This is a genomic window from Corallococcus terminator (assembly GCF_003611635.1).
In the GTDB taxonomy this organism is placed as follows: Bacteria; Myxococcota; Myxococcia; order Myxococcales; family Myxococcaceae; genus Corallococcus; species Corallococcus terminator.
In genome coordinates this window covers 1-17,487 of record NZ_RAVZ01000096.1, presented here as the reverse complement: position 1 = coordinate 17,487, position 17,487 = coordinate 1, and the positions used below count along the sequence as shown (strand labels likewise).

Here is a 17,487-nt window from a genome sequence, read left to right as displayed (position 1 = left end):
ATGGCCGACAACCTGAAGATCAGCCACAACCAGGAAGAGAATCTCAGCGAGTACGGCCGCGAGCACAACGAGAAGCTCCAGAGCCTCTCGCGCTCCATGCTCGCGGGCCTCTACATGCTCGTGCGCTCGGTGAAGATGTACGACCCGGAGAACGCGGTCTTCGAGAAGCCGCTGCACCAGCTCCAGGACATCATCAACCAGATCATCGGCAAGGAAGGCCGGCTGGAGCTGGCGGGCGTCAAGGACTCCTTCTACCTGAACGGCATGCTGGTGAAGGTGGACCTGAACTCCATCGAGAACCAGCGCTACCTGCTGGCGGAGATGCGCGCCAAGGACGTGGGCGGCATCACGCTGACGAAGCCCGTCACGGTGCAGGAGCTGAAGAACTTCGTCTGGATCTTCAGCAAGGAGCAGTCCACCGCCGCGGAGGAGGACGGCCTGTCCGGGCGCAAGCTGCTCAACATGCGCGTGGCGAAGTTCTCCAAGCTCAAGGAGAAGCTGAACAAGGACATGGACAACCCGGGCGACCAGAAGGTCGACCGCAAGAAGTACGCGATGACCGTGTACGCCCGGGCGGTGTTCTTCCTGCAGAAGTACCTGGAGTCGGTGCGCGCGGGAAAGCCCATCGGCTCGTCGCGCGCGCTGCGGCTGGTGCAGGACTTCGTGGACATCTCCTACGACCAGCGCACGCACTTCCTGGGCATGACGACGCAGAAGCGCGAGGACGACTACCTCGTCTACCACCAGGTCAACGTCGCGCTGATGTGCATCGTGTTCGGCGCGGAGCTGGGCCTGACGAAGCCGCAGCTTCGCGACCTGGGCTACATCGCGCTCTTCCACGACGCGGGCATGACGACGCTGCCGGAGGAGCTGTCCACCAAGCGTGGAGCCCTCACCGCGGATGAGAAGGTCACCGTCGCGCGCGCGCCCCTCATCAGCGTGCGCAACATCCTGATGGAGAAGGGCTTCAGCCGCTCCACGCTGTTGCGCGTGGTGACGACGTTCGAGCACAAGACGGACTACGGCACCGCGGTGCGCGACGCGCGCGGCAACATCCAGATGATCATCCCCAAGACGAACCTGGGGGTGTACGCGAAGCTCATCGCCATCTGCGACGCCTACGACGCGCTCACCTCACGCCGGCCGTACCGGGATGCGTACGGCCCGGAGGTCGCGCTGATGCTGATGTGGACGGAGATGCGCCAGAAGTTCGACCCGGAGTTGCTGTCCGTCTTCATGCGGGTGATGGCCATCCAGCCCATCAAGGTGCTCTCCCGCCGCCAGCAGCAGATCAGCGTTTCCGGACTCTAGTCGCCTTCGCCGGGGCCTTCTTCGCGACAGGAGGCCCGGCGGGAACGCCCGCCTCCCGCAGCAGCGCCAGGGCCTTCGTGAAGTCCTCCGGCAGGGGGGCCTCCAGCGACAGCGCCTTGTGGGTGCGCGGGTGTTCGAAGGCCAGGCGCCACGCGTGCAGCGCCTGACGGCCCAGCAGCTCCTGGGCCTCGGCCACCGCGCCCTTCGCCTTGCGGCCCGCGCCGTAGAGCGCGTCACAGAGCAGCGGGTGCCCGGCTTCGGCCAGGTGCACGCGGATCTGATGCGTGCGGCCGGTGAGCAGGTCCACCTCCACCAGCGCGGCACCTTCGAAGGCTTCGCGCACGCGGTACAGGGTGATGGCGGTCTTGCCCTCCGTCACCTTGCCGGTGAAGCGCTGGCGGTGGATGGGGTGGCGGCCGTAGAGCGTTTCGATGCGGCCCTCGGCCTGGGGCACCCCGTGCACCAGCGCCAGGTACGTCTTCTGGACCTCGCGCGTCTTGAAGGACTTCTGGAGGGCCACCAGGGCCTGCTCGTGCTTGGCGACGACGAGGCAGCCGGTGGTGTCCTTGTCCAGCCGGTGGACGATGCCCGGGCGCAATTCGCCGCCCACGCCGGCCAGGTCCTTCACGCGGTGCAGGAGCGCGTTGACGAGCGTGCCGGAGGCGTGGCCCGCGCCGGGGTGCACCACCATGCCGGCGGCCTTGTCCACGACGACGAGGTCGCGGTCCTCGTGCAGCAAGGAGAGGGGCAGCGCTTCGGCCTGGGGGATGGCGGCGACGGGCGCGGGGATGTGGACGGAGAGCCGTTCCCCTCCGCGCAGGCGCTGGGCCACCTTGCCGGGCTTGCCGTCGGACAGCACGTGGCCGTCGGCGATGAGGCCCTGGAGGCGGGAGCGGGTGAGGTCCGGGAACGCGCGGGCCAGGTACTGATCCAGGCGCTCTCCCCGGGCTTCGGGGAGGGCGAGGTGCTCGCGCGTGTCGGGTGAGGCCACGGAGCGGGTGACTACCAGATCTTCGACTTCACGTGCGCCTTGGAGCGCAGCACGATGTCGTTGACGGCGCGCTCGAAGAAGTTCGCCTGGGTGCTGATCTCCTGGCTGACGCGGCTCTTGTAGAGAGCGCGCCCCTCCTCCAGCTCCTCCTTGAGGACCTCGAAGAGGTTGTCCTGCTCGATGCCCTTGATGATCTTCTGCTCGTTGTAGAGCGAGATATCCGAGGCAATCGCGCGGGCCAGACGCATCGCCTTGACCTTTTCCTCTTCCGTCATCGTGCCATTACTTAGGCACCCACCCCCTGCGAGTCAACTTTCCTGATGCGCGGCGTGACGACGGGCCGCCCTTCCGGTCAGCGGCCCGACTTGGCGGGTTTCTCGGAGAACAGCCCCAGGTAGCTCTTGGACACGCGCAGGGGGTCCAGGCCCAGCTCGCGGGCGAGGTTCATCAGGATGCCGCGCAGGTACACCGGCGGAGGCAGCGCGGTGTAGCGGTCCGCCTCCACGTTCTCCAGGTGACGCACGGAGATACGGGTGCGGTCGGCGAGCTGCTGGATGGACAGGCTTCGGGCCTCGCGCACGCGGCGCAGCAGTTCGCCGTTGAACTCGGCGTCCGCCGGGATGTCCACGCCCCGGGGGCGGGCGTCGCGCACCCGGGCGGCCACCTGCGCCAGCGCGGACTCCGCGGTCGCGATGGCCGAGTCCTGGGAGAGCACCTGGGCTTCCCCGAGCTTCCGGGTGACGGGGGTCTTGGACCCGGGGACAGGACGGGTGTTCGCGGAGGGACGCGCGTCGATGGGGCGCGCGGTGAGGGGACGCACGGCGGCACGCGCGGCGCCGGTGGCCGGGGTCCGCGACAGCGCGGTGGAGGAGACGTCCGGGGTCGCGTCCGGCGTGCTCGGAGCGCGAGCGTCCGGGGCGGGGTTCGGATCCGACTCCCCCGAGGCCGGGGCAGCGGCGACAGGCGTGCTGTCGACGCCCGGTGCGGACGGGGTTTCCGGCTGGGCGGAATCGCTCGAAGCAGGCGCGGCGCTGGCTTCGGTGGGCGTGCCGGGGTTCGGCTCGTTCGGAGGCGTCACCGGGGCCTCCGTGCGCTCCAACGAGGAAGCCACAAGCGCCGAAGCCGAAGCGGCATCCTCGTGCCCCGACGACGTGGAGGCCGCAGGTTCCGATGCAGCATGACCCAACGTGGAGGCCTCAGGCGCCGAAGCCGTGGCGACATCCGCGTGATCCGACGTGGAAGCAGTCGGCGCGGAGGCCATGGCGTCCGCGCGGTCTGAACTGGCAGCCACGGGCACTGAAGCCGTGGCGACATCCGAAGCTGCGGGCGCTGAAGTGGCGGAGTCCTCCGCACGGGTCGCCTCGGGCATCGAAGTCTTCGCGGCCTCCGAACGGTCCCCCGCGACAGGAGCAACAGGCGTCGAAGCAGCCGCAGGGTGCGACGCGGACTCAACGGGCGTCACGACCACGTCCCCCGAAGCGGAGGCAACAGGCATCGAGGCCACGGCGACAAGGCCCGCCCCGATGTCCGGGGACGTGGCGACGGGCGCGGACTCAACGGGCGTCGTGGACAGGGCACCCGGGGTCTGGGGCGCCTCGGCTTCGGACGAAGCCTGGCCACGGGGCTCCACGGAAGCCGGGGGCGCGCGGGGGACACCCCTGCCCTGCCCTCGCAGCGGACCGGCGGGGACGTAGACGAACGACAGGCTCCGGGTGAACGAGGCGCGGAACGCCTCCACCACCGCCACGCCCCCCACCATCACCGGCTCGGGGGTCATGCCCGACGCGTCCTCCCCCGAGGCCTCCTGCCGCTTCGACTCCTCACCCCGCATCCGCTCCTCGCTCTTTCCGGGCGACCCGCTCGTGCGCGGGGCCTCCTCATCATTCACGGACGCGGCGGCCTTCAGTCGCGACTCCGCCTCCACCCTTTCGGCATCCACGGCGCCCGCGGCCTTCGCCAGCGCAGCGGCGGCGGTGGCCAGGGCCTCCGCGACCCGCGCAGCCGAGTCCGCCTTCTCCACGGCCCCCGCCGCCACGGTCGCCTTCGCGAGCCGCTCCGTCGACAGCCCGATCGAACGGTCGTACTCGACCCGCAGATCCGCGTCGGTGAGCATCTCCATCGCTTCGGTCATCTTCTCGCGCAGCGCATCCACCTGATCCGGGTCGCCCAGCGCGTACACGGCGATGGAGTCCGGCGAATACAGCTCCATCAGGCGCTGATGGGCCGCGCGGATGTCGTCGTCGGACGCCGAGGGCGGGACCTCCAGGATCTCGTAGTAGGTCTGCTGCGCGAAGGGCTTCATGGGATTGCGGACTCGGGGGAAAGGCCGTCGAGCGACAGCAGACGCGTGGCGATGCGCTGGAGACCCAGGGACACGGGCGAGTCGGGACGCTCGATGAGCACCGGCTTGCGCTTGCGCACCGCTCGCCACGCTTCATCGTCGTACCGCAGCGCGCCCAGATCATCCATGTCGATGCCAAAGAACTTCTTCCAGGCGGCCACCATCGCGGCCCCCACGTTGGCATCCGCATCGGTGCGCGCCTGGTTCACCACCAGCCGCACCCGGAACGACGCCAGCTCCCGCTCCAGCCGCTCCGCGTCCGAGGGGGCCTTCTTGCGCACCTGCGCGACCACGTCATGGAGCGTGCGCAACCCACCCTCACGGGTAGACAGCGCGCCCTCGACGAGGTCCTGGATGCCGTACTGCGCCTCCACCTGCTGGAGCTTGCGGAAGAAGGCCGCCTTGACGAAGCGGTACGCGTTCTCCACCGACGTGGGCTCCGGCAGCACCACCAGCAGGCCGTGGTCCGCGAGGAGGAAGAAGTCCAGCGTGTTGAAGCTGGTGCCCGCGCCCAGGTCCAGGATGAGGTAGTCGGCGGTCTGCGCGAGCAGCGTGCGCAGGAGCTTCTGCTTCTGCGCGTACTTGAGGTTCGCCGCGTCCAGCGAGTCCTGCGCGCCAGCGATGAGCGACAGCCCCGGCACGCCGGTGGAGACCATCACCTCTTCCAGGCTCCCCTTCCCGCGCCGCAGGAAGTCCGACAGCGTGGACTCCGGAGGCCCGACGCCCAGGCACGTGTGCAGGTTGGCGCCGCCCAGGTCCGCGTCCACCAGCAGCACCTTGTGGCCGGCCTGCGCGAGCGCGACGCCCAGGTTCGCGGACACCATCGACTTGCCGATGCCGCCCTTGCCGCCGCCCACCGCGATGATCCGGCGGGAGCGGGCCCGACGCGCCAGTCCGGCCGGGCCCGAGGAAGCCACGGTGTCAGGCTCCACGGCACTCAAGGGACGCGCCGGCGCGCTGGCCAGCGAGGCGGGAGCGGATCCGGGCGGCGGAGACAAAGGGGCGGGCTTCACGAAGGCTCGCATCAAAACCCGTCCTACCGCCCGAGTCGACACCCCGCCATTTCACGACCCATCCCCGTACGACGCCCCACCCGCGCCCCGACGCCCGGAGGGTCGGGGGGCAGGCGACCAGAGGGCCGGTCGGTGTCACTCGTCGAGCAGTTCGACGTTCCAGTACGAGATGTCCGCCAGGTGCAGGAACGGCAGCCACTCCCGGTAGGTGACCTTGCGGATGGCGCCACGGAACAGCGGCGTCCAGCGCGGGCGCACGGGCTTCTTGAGCAGCCGCATCCCGGCCTGCTCCGGTGTTCGACCGCCCTTCTTCAGGTTGCAGGGGACACAGGAGCACACCACGTTCTCCCAGGTGGTCTTCCCGCCCTGGGTGCGCGGATTCACATGGTCCAGGTTCAGGTCGCTGCGCGGAAGCTGCTTGGAGCAGTACTGGCAGGTGTCGTTGTCGCGCGCATAGATGTTGAGGCGCGAGAAGCGCACCTTGGCGCGGGGCAGGTGGTCATACGCGCCGAGCACGAGCACGCGAGGCACACGGATGGTGCGGTCGATGGTGGTGATGCTGTCCTGCGTGGCACTCAAGGCCGCCCAGTCGGCGAACTCGTACAGACGGTACTGCGCGTCGATGGCCTTCGCGACGCCCTGATACAGCAGTGAGAACGCCCGTTTAACCGACGTCACATGAACCGGTTGATAGTACCGGTTGAGCACGAGCACGGCGCTGTTGATCATGGCTGGCTTCCCAAACGGGCGGCCGCCACGGATTGCGCGACCACACCCAGGTCCTCCTCAGAGAGACATCGGACGTCGAGGACCACCTCGCCATCCGCGATCCTGCCAATAACCGGCACCTCGCCGCCGCGCAGACGTTCCAGGAATACTTCCGGCGCTCCAACGGTGAGGCTGCAAGCGTAGGAAGGCAACCGGGCCAACGGCATGGCCCCCCCGCCCACCTGTCCATCCACGGACACCACCCATGCGGTGACCCCGTGCGCCTTGAGTAAATCCAACAAGCGATCAGCCCGGGCGCTCAATACTTCTGGCTGCTGGACGAGCAGGCTTTGCGCGGGAACCGCTTCGGGGCGGCCATCCCGGTACAGCTCGAGCGTCGCTTCCAAAGCGGCGACCGTCATCTTGTCGACACGCAACGCGCGTGTGAGCGGGTGGGATTTGATGCGCTGGAGCAGGTCCTTCCGGCCCACGATGACGCCGGCCTGCGGTCCACCCAGAAGCTTGTCGCCAGAGAACGCTACCACATCCGCCCCGGCGCTGATGGCCTGGCCCACCGTGGGCTCCAGTGTGAGACCCGGCCCGACCAGGGGCACGAGCGCTCCGGAGCCCAGGTCCTGGAACACGGGCACGTTGCGGGAACGTCCCAGTTCGGTGAGTTCCGCGAGCGACGCTTCTTCCGTGAAGCCGACGAGGGCGAAGTTGGAGCGGTGGACCTTCACGATGAGGCCGGTGTCGGGACTCAGGGCGTTGGCGTAGTCCGCGCGGCGGGTGCGGTTGGTGGTGCCGACTTCCACGAGCTTCGTGCCGGACTGGCGCATGACGTCCGGGATGCGGAAGCCACCGCCGATTTCGACGAGCTCGCCGCGAGACACGACGCACTCACGGCCGGAGGCGAGCGCGGCGAGGACGAGCAGCACGGCGCCCGCGCAGTTGTTGACCACGATCGCGTCTTCCGCGCCGGTGAGCATGCGCAGGAGGCCCACGAGGGGCGCATAGCGGCTGCCGCGTTCGCCTTCGTCCAGGTCGTATTCGAGGTTGGAGTAGCCCCGGGCGACAGCGACGACGCGCTCCACGGCTTCGGGGGCGAGCGGCGCGCGGCCCAGGTTGGTGTGGAGCACGACGCCAGTGGCGTTGAGCACCGGCCGCAGGTTCGGCGTGGCCAGGGACGCGAGCGCGGCCTCCACGTCCGCGTCCTCGAAGGGCCGCGCGTCACCGCTCAACAGGCGGGCGCGTACGCGTTCAACGGCGAGCCGCAGGGCGGCGACGGCGCGCGCGTGGGGGAGGTTCGCGAGCCGGGGCTCCAGCGACGGCCGCCGCAGGAGTTGTTCGATGGAGGGAAGGTTGCGCAGAAGCGCGTTCTTCCCTTCCGGGGGTTTCGACGCAGCGCCCATGGGCGGGGAGTCTAACCGGAGCACGGCCCGACACGTGACCATCAGCCGGTCCAAAAGCTCCGAGCCAGCGAACCAATTCCATACGCGCGCTGGAGCAATGCATTTCCAGATTGCTGTCTTTACGCCCCTTACCACCCTCCATAGGGGACAGTAATCGCTTCCATGAAGTGTCCCGAGGGGTCCTGGAAGTAGACGCCTCGGCCGCCGTCATGGGTGTTGATCTCGCCGGAGCGCTGACCACGCGGGTCGGCCCAGTGCTGGATCCCACGCTCACGGATCTTGGCGATCAGCGAATCGAACACGTCGTCCGACACGAGGAAGGCGTAGTGCTGGCCGGGAAAGTCGACGTCGGACTGGGCGTAGTCGAGCGCCACTCCATCGTCCAGTTTGACCGCCAGGAAGTGCCCGAAGGGCTGGGGCTCCGGGAGCCCCAACAGCTCCGCGAGGAAGTTCGCGGAGCGCACCTTGTCCTTCGCGGCAACAACAGTGTGATTGAAACGGACGGTCATGGATGGATCCCCCAAAGACCGCCCATCCATATCATCCAAGCGCGTCTGCTGCCGAGCGTGCAGGCACTCACCCAGCCGGCTTGAGCGCCTCCGGCCACAGTTTCGCAAGCTCGACGCGCAGCGCCGTCGCACTGGGGAAACGGTCCTCGGGCCGCTTCTGCATCAATCGCAGCACGAGCTGTTCGAAGGACTCCGGCAGGTCCGCACGCAGCGTCCGGAGCGGCACCGGCGCCTCCTGGACATGCAGGAACATCAGCGGCACGGGCTGCGCATGGCGGAACGGCAACTGCCCCGTGAACAGCTCATACGCCACCACCCCCAACGCATACAGGTCCGTGGCCGGAGACACTCCCGTCCCCATCACCTGCTCCGGCGCCATGTACTCCGGCGTCCCCAGCGTCGCCCCCTGCGCCGTGGCGCCCATCACGTGCGTGCTCTTGGCCAGCCCGAAGTCCATCAGCTTCAGCACCCCGGTGCGCGTGATGAAGAGGTTCCCGGGCTTCACATCCCGGTGCAGCACCCCTTTCGCGTGCGCGTGCTCCAGCGCCACGGTGGCGTGCGTCAGCCAGCGCAGCGCACTGGCAAGCGAAGGACGCCCCTCCAGCAACACCTGCCGCAGATCCCTGCCCTCCAGCAGTTCCACCGTCAGGTAGTGCCGCGCCCCATCCCAGCCCACGTCGAAGACATGCAAGATGTTGACGTGCTCCAACGCCTGCGCGTGCTGCACCTCCTGCCGGAAGCGCGTCACCATCGCCTCGTCCGCGTGAGGCACCGCCAGCACCTTGAGTGCCACGCGCTGCCCCTTCTTCACGTCCAGCGCTTGGTACACCGTGGACGTGCCTCCCACGCCCAGCCACTTCTCCACCCTGTAGCGCTCCGCCACCACCTGCCCTGGAACGAGCCCCAGGGCAGCCGGCGAGGACGGCGTCACCGCGCCCTGAATCAACGTGCCCATCGGGGACATCGGCGGCGTCACCTGACGCAACGTCGCCTCCATCCCGTCCGAGACCGGCGTGCTCTCGGGCCGTGGATACCCCTGCGCGTCCAGCTTCTCCGCGCTCAGGTACGTCACTCCCCCGGAGTCCTCATCCTTCGAACGCACCAGGCCCCCTCCCCTCTCAGGATTCAAGCAGGGAGACAGGAGCCGGTGAGCCGGAGCCCTCGATGTCGAGGTGCGGCGTGGGCAGGTTGTACTCGGCGGCGGCGATGGTGGCCTCCACCAGGATGGGGCCTGCGATCTCCTGCGGCTCGCCCTGGCAGAGCACATCCACCACGTGCTCCAGGGTCCACTTGCCCATCCGGTGCACTTCCAGCCGCTTGCCATTGAACCTGGCGGTGTCCGACAACTGGTCGCTCGCGTTGAGCTTGGCCTCCACGGAATCACCCAGGTAGCCGCGCGCCACCGCCAGCACCCGGTCCACCACCGTGTTCCACGCCTGGAGGAACGTCTTGTCCTGCGCCTCGTCGATGATGTCCAGGCCCACCTGGAGCCGCTCCATGCGCTCCAGGAACTGCTGCACCAGTTTGCCCCGGATGACGCGGCCGTGCTGCGGGGCGATCATCTCCACTGCGGGCGTCAGCTTGCGAATGGCCGCCACCGCGCGCACCAGCGCCGAATTCACCGGCATGTAGATCTGATGGAACGCCCGGATGCCCGTCCAGTCGGACTCCTCCGCCCACAGGCCCTGCGCCTTGGAGTCCGTGAGGCCGCCGAACAGGTCCCCCGTGAAGAGCACCCGCGTCTGCGGATCATAGAGCATCACCGCGCCCCGGAAGTGGCAGAAGGGCGACGGCACCGGCAGCAGCTTGTGCCCCGTGGGCACGCTCAACCCGGTGGAGAACTTCTCCGTGGGGATGAAGCGGTTGCGCGGCAGGTTGAAGTGGACGATGAGCCGCCACGTGTCCTCCGAGCACAGGATGCTCGCGCGCGGTGAGTAGCGCGCGGAGATGATCGCCGCCGACGAACCCACGTCCGGGTCCTGGTGGTTCACGAAGAGCGCGGACAGCCGGTCCATGCCCCCAATCAGCGACACCACCTTGGTGTGGATGGTGGAGAAGTCGCTGCTCGACCCGGGGTCGATGAGGAGGTTGAACTCGGAGGGTTTCTTCGTGCGCACGTCCGTGCCGCGAAAGCGCCGCAGGTACGGGTTGGCGAAGAAGATGCCGCCGGGCTCGCGCTTCCCGACCCAGAAGGTCTCGGGAGCGATTTCCACGGCGGTGCGGTTGAGGTCGGAAGGTGGATTCGGGGCGGGAACGTCGCTGTGGCTCATGGCGTGTTGTCCTTCACGCAAACGAGTGGGGATGAGGACTGCACCCCAAGCCTATCAGCCCTGCGTCCACCCCGACCGCCTGATTCCAGGCGCAGCGGACAGCGACATGAGCCTCGCTTCTTGGTCCTCTTCGCTCCCGGCCCTTGCTCCGAGTGAAAGGCTCAGCCCCAGGGCCGCAGCCAGAGCACGTACCCAGCGAGCCCGAGCTGCACGATGAGGGTCAGCACCGCCCCCACCGCCTGGACACGGCTGGCGGAGAGCATCCCGAACGCATGCGCCAGTCGAGCCACGAGCAGCGTGCCGCCGAATGCATGGAGCGCCAGCGAGTTCCCGCCGCACAGCTCGGCCACCAGCAACAGGATGAGGGCCAGGGGAACGTGCTCCACGTTGTTTCCGTGCGCGCGGATGGCGGCGCTCAGGTTGGCGTGTCCTCCGTCTCCCCGGAACACCTTGAGCCGGGTGCGCACCTGGCTGACATTGAGGCCGAGCCCGACCGTCAGAAAGACATTGAGCGCGGCGTAGAGCGCCGTCACGGGGACTGCGAACAGGTGCGTCCCCAGCAAGGGATTCGTCAAGGGGTGTGCCTCCACGACAAGAAGCCCGGGACCGTAGCCGTTCCCGGTCCGCCGTGGAGGCCCATGTCACACCCTGCGTCTCAGCGGACGCCGGATTCCTGGCCCGGACGGTCGTCGAACAACTGCACCCAGCGTCCGTCGAACCCGCCGCTCTCCGGCAGGTACCACGCCCCGGGCAGCCAGAAGCCCTGCTCCACGCCGTCCGACGAGTCCGTCACGCCCGTGTGCACGAAGTAGTCGTGCTGCCACCAGTACGCATTCGGTGAAGCCGTGTACCCGCTGGCGCTCGCACGCGTCCGGCCTCGCGAGTCCACCACCGTGCCGGCCCAGGACCTGTCGTGGAAGACATTGGACCCGCCGCCGCCCGTGTCCGACGCCTTGTCGTTGAGCTCGAACGTGCCGAAGAACCACTTCTTCGACGGGTAGCCCTCGCGGTCGTCCTCATTCTCGATGTCCCGCGTCTTCGTGAAGAAGCGCTGCAGGCCCGGGCTCACCTCCGCCTGTCCCGCCTCGTTCACGATGGGGCTCTCCAGCAGGAAGGTCTCCGACGCGGAGGGCAGCCAGTGCGTCGCGTAGCCGCCCTGCTCCCAGTGCGTGGGCAGGATGTCCGCGATGTCCTGCAACTCGTACGTCACCCGCTTCACGGCGGGCCAGTTGGCCGTACTCCCGTTGTCGTAGCGGGTGGCCAACGCGTCCGCCGTCGCGTACCGCACCGGCTGTGCGTTGAACGCCGCCACCGCCGCAGCGTCGTCCTCCGGCACGAACGCGATGTGCAGCTTCTTGCGGCCGTCGTCGTTGTTCACGTCCGCCTCCGCCTTCCCGCCCGACGCCATCCGGCCCGCGAAAAAGGAGTACGGCTCGGTGACGAAGCGCAGCTCCTGGCCGTGCGCCGCCAGCAGCTTGTCGGACCACTCCGCCTGCCAGATGAGCAGGTGGCTGCCCGACGGCGTCTGCATGAACTGGAGGTCCGTGTTGCCCTGCCGGCGCACCACGTTGCGCTTGTGCTGCGTCACCACCGCGTACGCCACGGACTCCCCGCTGCCCGGGTTGCCCACCACGTTCTTCACCTGCAACTCCACCCGCTCCCAGTCGTGGAGCTGGTAGTCGCCCGCCGCGTTCTTATCCAGCGCGTGATACAGGTGATACACGAGGACGAGGTTCTTTCCCCCGTCCATGTATTCGATGAGCGACGTGTACAGCGTCGGCCGGATGCGCCAGCGGTCGAAGGCGCTCGGCCCCGCGCGCGACGCGTCCACGTACTGGGGGATCTGCTTCCAGTGCAGCTTGTTGTTGGAGAAGTCCCCGTCCTGGTCGAAGTCGAAGTTCGTCAGCCAGTCGTAGCCGTGCCGGCCGTCATTCGCGTTCGCGCGCTTGAAGATGAGCGGCGCGTAGTAGCGCAGGAACGCCTGGCGCTGCTCCTTCGTCAGCGACCAGCTCTGTGCCGCGGCCACGGCGGGCCAGCACAGGCCCGTCAGCAGCACCGCCAGGACGACGAAGGGACCGACTCTCTTCGGAAGTGGATTCATGGGCGGCCGAGGAAATCACGGCCCGCCCCTCCCCCTCCACGAAGAATCCCAGAATTCAGGATTCAGCCAGGATTACACATCTAACGCGATGCGCTGGGCATCACCGGCGCCTTGGGCACGCGGCCGTAGAGGAGCTGGTACGTGTTGTAGGAGCGCAGCACGCGCTTGATGTAGCCGCGCGTCTCCGCGATGGGGATCTCCTCCACCCACGCATCCAGCGCCAGGTCGGGGTTGGCCGAGCGCCACCGGTTCACCGCGCCGGAGCCCGCGTTGTAGCTGCCCACCGCGTAGGGCGTGTGGCCCTTGAACTGTTTGATGAGCCCGCCCAGGTAGTGCGCGCCGAAGCGGATGTTGAGCTCCGGCTGGAGCAGCGATTCCACGGTGAACTTCTTCACCTTCAGGTCGCGCGCCACGCCCTTCGCCGTCGCCGGCATCAACTGGGTGAGGCCCATGGCGCCGGCCCAGGAGAGGGCCTTGGGGTCCAACGCGCTCTCCTCGCGCATCAGCGCCTGGAGCAGGTCCGGCTCCACGCCCGCGGGCACGGTGTGCTTCTCGATGAGGTCGCGGAAGGCGTTGGGATAGGCCACCTCCCACACCGGCCGAGTCTGCGCGGTGATGCGGCCGCTCAGGTCCTTGCGCAGCGCGAGCCGCGCGATGGCGTGCGCCGCCCGAGCATCCCCGGACTGCGACAGCACCATCACCAACAGGCGCATGGACTCCGGCGGCTGGCTGGAGCGGTTGACGAGCATCAGCTCCGAGGACACCGAGTCCGGGAAGCCCAACCGGAGCAGCTCCACACCCGCGCGGAAGTGCGAATCCTCCCCCATGGGCCCGGCGAACATCGGCCAGGGGCTGGCGGACTCCGGCACCTCGAAGATGGACGGCGACACGCGCTCCAGCCGGGGCTTGTCCAGCTCCCCCAGCTTCGAGCGAGCCATCAGCCCGTAGTAGGTGGCCGGGTGCTCCACCGCGAGCTTCTCCATCAGCTCCGCGGCGCCCTGGATGTTGCCGCGCTCCTCCAGCGTGCGGGCCCGCCAGTACCGCGCGCGCTCCACGTCGTAGGACTCGTCCGCGTTGGCGAACTGCGCCTCGATGCGGTCCAGGAAGGAGAAGCCTCCGTCCTCCGCCTTCGACGTGCGCGCCACCCAGAACGCCTTGAACAGCGCCTCGCCCAGGAAGTCGCCCTTGGGGTACAGCCGCGCCAGCTCGTCCAGGCGCGCCATCGCCTCCTTGGGCCGGGACGTCTTCACGTACAGGTCCGCCGCGTAGAAGAGCGCGTCGTCCGCGAACGAGTGGTCCGGGAACTCGCGCGCCAGCCGCTCGTACGTCTCCGTCCCGCGCGCCTGATCCACGATGGAGCGCGACGAGCCCAGCACGTACAGCGCGCGCGCCAGCAGGTCGCGGTCCTTGCACTGCTCCACCACGGGCGTCAGCACCTGGATGGCCCGCGTGTGCTGGCGCTCCTTGCGCTGCCCCTTGCCGAAGGCGAAGTGCGCCTTGCACGCCAGCGCGTCCGGCAGCTTCAGCGACGGCAAGAGCGGCTCCAGGAGGGTCAGCCCCTGCTTGTTGCGGTGCGCTTCGATGAGCGCCTCCGCGCGGCCCACCTTCGCGTCCAGCGGCGGCGTCTGCCCCTTCAGGCGCTTCTCCACCTGCTTGACGATGGGCGACAAAGGCTGGCTCGCCCACAGGCGCCACAGCGCGGCGCGTTCGGCGGCGCGGTCCTTCTTCTCCACCGCGAGGTCCGCCGTGGCGATGAGCGCCTCGGCGCCCACGTTGCGGCCCCAGCCCGTCATCGCGCGCAGGGTCAGCGGCGTCAGCGCCTCCATGGCGCCGTCGTAGTCCTTCTTCTTGCGCAGCACGCGCGCCAGTCCCAGGCGCGCGTCCACGTACATCCGAGAGTCCGCCGGCACCTGCTTGAAGCTGGCCGCCGCGTCGTCCAGCCGGCCCTGCGACTCCAGCGCCACGCCCGCGTGCGTGAGGCAGCGGTCCTTCAGCGCCGGGTAGTCGTTGGCCAGCGCCGCCATCTCCGTCGCCGCAGCCTTGTCATCTCCGGCACGCACCGCCGACAGCGCGCGCAGGTAGCGCACCGGAGGGCTGTCGCCCTCGCCCTCCAGGAGCGTGCGCGCCTTGGTGTACTGGCCCTTGTCGAACGCGTCCTTCGCGTCCTTCTTCTTGCCCTCGGCGAAGTAGGGCGTGAGGTCCTCCAGCCCGTAGCGCCGGCCCCGGTGCACCACTGGCGTCGGCGGCGCGAGGCCGGGGAACGCCGGGTTGAGCACCTGCACGTAGCCCCCCGGCAACGGGGCCTTGTCCGCGTCCGGCGGCGGCGTGAGCTGCGCCTCTGACGGCGCGCTGTCCGTGCGCGTCGTGGGCGCCTGATCCGTGTCGTCCGTGGACGCCGCGCCCGCGAGCCCTGTCGGGGCCGGAGCCTGCGCGGGGGCCACGGCCGGCGTCGGCGTCACCGCGGGCGTTGGCGTCACGGCCGGCGTGGCGGCCTGCGTCGGGGCGGACGGGGGCGTCGGAGCGGGGACGGGAGCCTGCGCGGACAGGAGGGCCGCGGAGGCGAGGAGGGCGAGATGCTGGAGGGAGACTTTCATTCGCGGGGGCCTCGGGGACCCTGGGAGATGCGCTCGGGCACGCCCGAGGACAACTGGGGACACATGGAAAATTTCCAGCCCCCGTCAGAGGTTAGACTGTCCGCCTGCACATGGATATCCGCACACAGAGCGCACTGCTTGCTTCCATCATCGGCCTGGCGCTGGGCGTGTCCATGTTGTTGCGCCCCGGGCGTCCACGGGTGCTCACCCTCTACTCCGTCTTCACGCTGACGGTCGCCGGGTACTACCTCAGTCTCTTCTTCCACAGCATCTTTCCCGCCCAGGACTACCCCTGGGTGTCGCGCATCGCACTCGGCTCCACGGTGCTCGTCGTCTCCCTGGTGCCCGGGGCGGCAGTCGCCTTCTTCCTCGAATTCCTGGGGGTCAGCAAAGGCACCCATTTGGTCGGTCGGCGGCTCGCCCTCCTGTCCGCCGTGCTGGGGCTCACCGTCGCCGTCACGCCGTTGGCGGACAAAGCATGGGCGCGTGTGGCGATGGGGACCTGGGTGCTGGGAGCCCTGTTCACGTCCGTGTCGCTGCTGGTGCACCGGGTGCGGACGACGGAGTCGCGCATCGAGCAGTTCCGGCTGGCGTACCTGGCCATCGGCGCGGGCGCGGCGGTGCTGTTCTCCGGCCTGGACTACCTCTCCCGCTACGACATCCCCTTCCCCACGCTGGGCCCCGTCTTCGCGACGCTCTACCTGTTCTTCCTCGCGCAGACGCTCTTGCGGCTGCGGCTGATGGACCTGCACGAGCTGTTGGGGAAGATCGCCTCGCAGACGGTGCTGGCCATCATCCTGGCCGCGGTCTTCACGGTGCTCACCGCATGGGTGGATGAGAACACGTCGCTGTTCGTCTTCAACACCGTGGTGGCCGCGTTCGTCATCCTCATCCTGTTGGATCCACTGCGCACCAAGGTGGAGGAGATGGTGGTGCGCATCTTCTTCCGCGAACGCTTCGCCCTGCTGGGCACGCTGGGCGCCCTGCGCGTGCGGATGACGGCGGTCATCGAAATCTCCGAACTGGCGCGCGTGGTGCTGGACGCGCTGCACGAGACGGGGCGCGTGACGCACGCGTCGGTGTACCTGATGGCGGAGGACCGGCCCGGCTACCGGCTGCTGGACTCGCGAGGCCCCCTGCCGGTGCCGCTGTTGGACACGGCGGCCGCGCGCGGCGTGCTGTTCGCGGTGGCGAGCGGCCAGAAGGCGGTGCTGCTGGAGAACGTGGAGCGCCGCATCTCCGTGATGCGGGTGCAGGCGGTGGAGGGCAAGCGCTTCCGCGATGAGCTGAAGCGGCTCAACGACACGCGTGCGGCGCTGCTCCAGATGCGGGCCGGCATCAGCGTGCCCCTGATGGGGAATGACCGGGTCATCGGGTTCCTGAACCTCTGGGATGAGCGGGTGCCGGAGGCGTACGCGTCCGATGAGATCGCCCTCATCCTGGAGGTCTCCGAGCGGATGGCGACGGTGCTGGAGAACTCCAAGCTGTACGAGAAGATCCGCGAGCGCGACCGCCTGGCGGCGCTGGGCGAGATGGCGGCGGGCCTGGCGCATGAAATCCGGAACCCGCTGGGTGCCATCAAGGGCGCGGCGCAGTGCCTGGACCCCAAGAAGCTGCCGGGCGAGGACGGCGAGTTCCTGGATGTGATTGTCGAGGAGGTCAACCGGCTCAACGGCGTGGTGACGGCGTTCCTGGACTACTCGCGGCCGCTCAAGCAGAGCTTCGGGCCCACCGACCTCAACGAGGTGGTGACGCGCACGATGCGGCTCATCCAGAACGACATGCCTGACACGGCGGAGCTGGCGGTGGAGCTGGACTTGCGGCTGCCGCGCGCGGACGGCGACGCGGAGCAGCTCAAGCAGGTGTTGATCAACCTGGTGCAGAACGCGGTGCAGGCGATGGGCTCACAGAAGGGCTGCATCACGGTGCGCACGGAGAAGCCGGAGCGCTTCGGCGACTTCCGCAGCGCGGGCGGCGAGTTCGTGGAGGTGCGCGTCACCGACAACGGCCCGGGCATCCCGTTGGATCAGCAGCCGCACATCTTCGTGCCCTTCTTCACGACGAAGCAGAAGGGCACGGGGCTGGGGCTCGCCATCTGCCAGCGCATCGTGAAGAACCACGGCGGCAGCATCAGCGTGCAGAGCAGGGTGGGCGAAGGCACCACGTTCGTCATCCGGCTGCCGGCGATTCCCCCGGAGCTGACGGAGGGTGCGCTCCCGGAGGGCACCCCCGCGCCC

The 17,487-nt window shown here is 68.7% G+C and carries 14 protein-coding genes; 2 read left to right on the top strand and 12 right to left on the bottom strand.

The window, feature by feature from the left end; genetic code table 11:
* Window positions 1–1,311 carry an HD-GYP domain-containing protein gene (locus tag D7V88_RS15830; RefSeq protein WP_120541476.1) on the top strand — a complete coding sequence of 437 codons (1,311 nt, stop codon included), beginning with the start codon at window positions 1–3 and terminating at the stop codon, window positions 1,309–1,311.
* Here the strand turns inward: D7V88_RS15830 and D7V88_RS15825 are convergent.
* From D7V88_RS15825 to D7V88_RS15770, 12 genes are all read right to left on the bottom strand, one after another.
* Complete coding sequence (locus D7V88_RS15825; RefSeq protein ID WP_120541475.1) at window positions 1,292–2,302, bottom strand: RluA family pseudouridine synthase; 1,011 nt, start codon at window positions 2,300–2,302, stop codon at window positions 1,292–1,294. The two genes, D7V88_RS15830 and D7V88_RS15825, sit on opposite strands and share 20 nt — an antisense overlap.
* An 11-nt stretch (window positions 2,303–2,313) precedes the next feature.
* Window positions 2,314–2,577 (bottom strand): hypothetical protein, encoded by a 264-nt coding sequence (locus D7V88_RS15820; RefSeq protein WP_120532975.1) that lies wholly within the window; start codon window positions 2,575–2,577, stop codon window positions 2,314–2,316.
* Window positions 2,578–2,654: 77 nt separating this feature from the next.
* On the bottom strand, window positions 2,655–4,604 hold the full coding sequence (locus D7V88_RS15815; protein WP_120541474.1) for a helix-turn-helix domain-containing protein: 1,950 nt from the start codon (window positions 4,602–4,604) through the stop codon (window positions 2,655–2,657).
* Window positions 4,601–5,668, bottom strand: coding sequence for a P-loop NTPase (locus tag D7V88_RS15810; RefSeq protein WP_120541485.1), 1,068 nt, complete (start codon window positions 5,666–5,668; stop codon window positions 4,601–4,603). Before D7V88_RS15810 ends, D7V88_RS15815 begins: the two co-directional genes overlap by 4 nt.
* 123 nt (window positions 5,669–5,791) lie before the next feature.
* Entirely contained in the window at window positions 5,792–6,385 is a 594-nt protein-coding gene (locus D7V88_RS15805) for an HNH endonuclease (RefSeq protein ID WP_120541473.1), read from the bottom strand.
* A complete protein-coding gene (selA, locus tag D7V88_RS15800; RefSeq protein WP_120541472.1) occupies window positions 6,382–7,776 on the bottom strand; it encodes an L-seryl-tRNA(Sec) selenium transferase in 1,395 nt (464 codons plus the stop codon). Before selA ends, D7V88_RS15805 begins: the two co-directional genes overlap by 4 nt.
* A gap of 128 nt (window positions 7,777–7,904) precedes the next feature.
* On the bottom strand, window positions 7,905–8,285 hold the full coding sequence (locus D7V88_RS15795) for a VOC family protein (protein WP_120541471.1): 381 nt from the start codon (window positions 8,283–8,285) through the stop codon (window positions 7,905–7,907).
* A gap of 67 nt (window positions 8,286–8,352) precedes the next feature.
* On the bottom strand, window positions 8,353–9,387 hold the full coding sequence (locus D7V88_RS15790) for a serine/threonine-protein kinase (protein ID WP_372241083.1): 1,035 nt from the start codon (window positions 9,385–9,387) through the stop codon (window positions 8,353–8,355).
* A gap of 16 nt (window positions 9,388–9,403) precedes the next feature.
* Window positions 9,404–10,555 carry an oxygen-binding di-iron domain-containing protein gene (locus D7V88_RS15785; protein WP_120541470.1) on the bottom strand — a complete coding sequence of 384 codons (1,152 nt, stop codon included), beginning with the start codon at window positions 10,553–10,555 and terminating at the stop codon, window positions 9,404–9,406.
* A gap of 161 nt (window positions 10,556–10,716) precedes the next feature.
* Window positions 10,717–11,130: an MAPEG family protein gene (locus tag D7V88_RS15780; RefSeq protein ID WP_158625086.1), complete on the bottom strand. Its 414-nt coding sequence runs from the start codon at window positions 11,128–11,130 to the stop codon at window positions 10,717–10,719.
* Between the two features lie 80 nt (window positions 11,131–11,210).
* On the bottom strand, window positions 11,211–12,656 hold the full coding sequence (locus D7V88_RS15775) for a hypothetical protein (protein ID WP_120541468.1): 1,446 nt from the start codon (window positions 12,654–12,656) through the stop codon (window positions 11,211–11,213).
* Window positions 12,657–12,736: 80 nt separating this feature from the next.
* A complete protein-coding gene (locus tag D7V88_RS15770) occupies window positions 12,737–15,250 on the bottom strand; it encodes a transglycosylase SLT domain-containing protein (protein WP_120541467.1) in 2,514 nt (837 codons plus the stop codon).
* 110 nt (window positions 15,251–15,360) lie between these two features.
* Here D7V88_RS15770 and D7V88_RS15765 point away from each other — a divergent pair.
* A partial coding sequence (locus tag D7V88_RS15765) for a GAF domain-containing sensor histidine kinase (protein ID WP_120541466.1) occupies window positions 15,361–17,487 on the top strand: 2,127 nt, incomplete at its 3' end.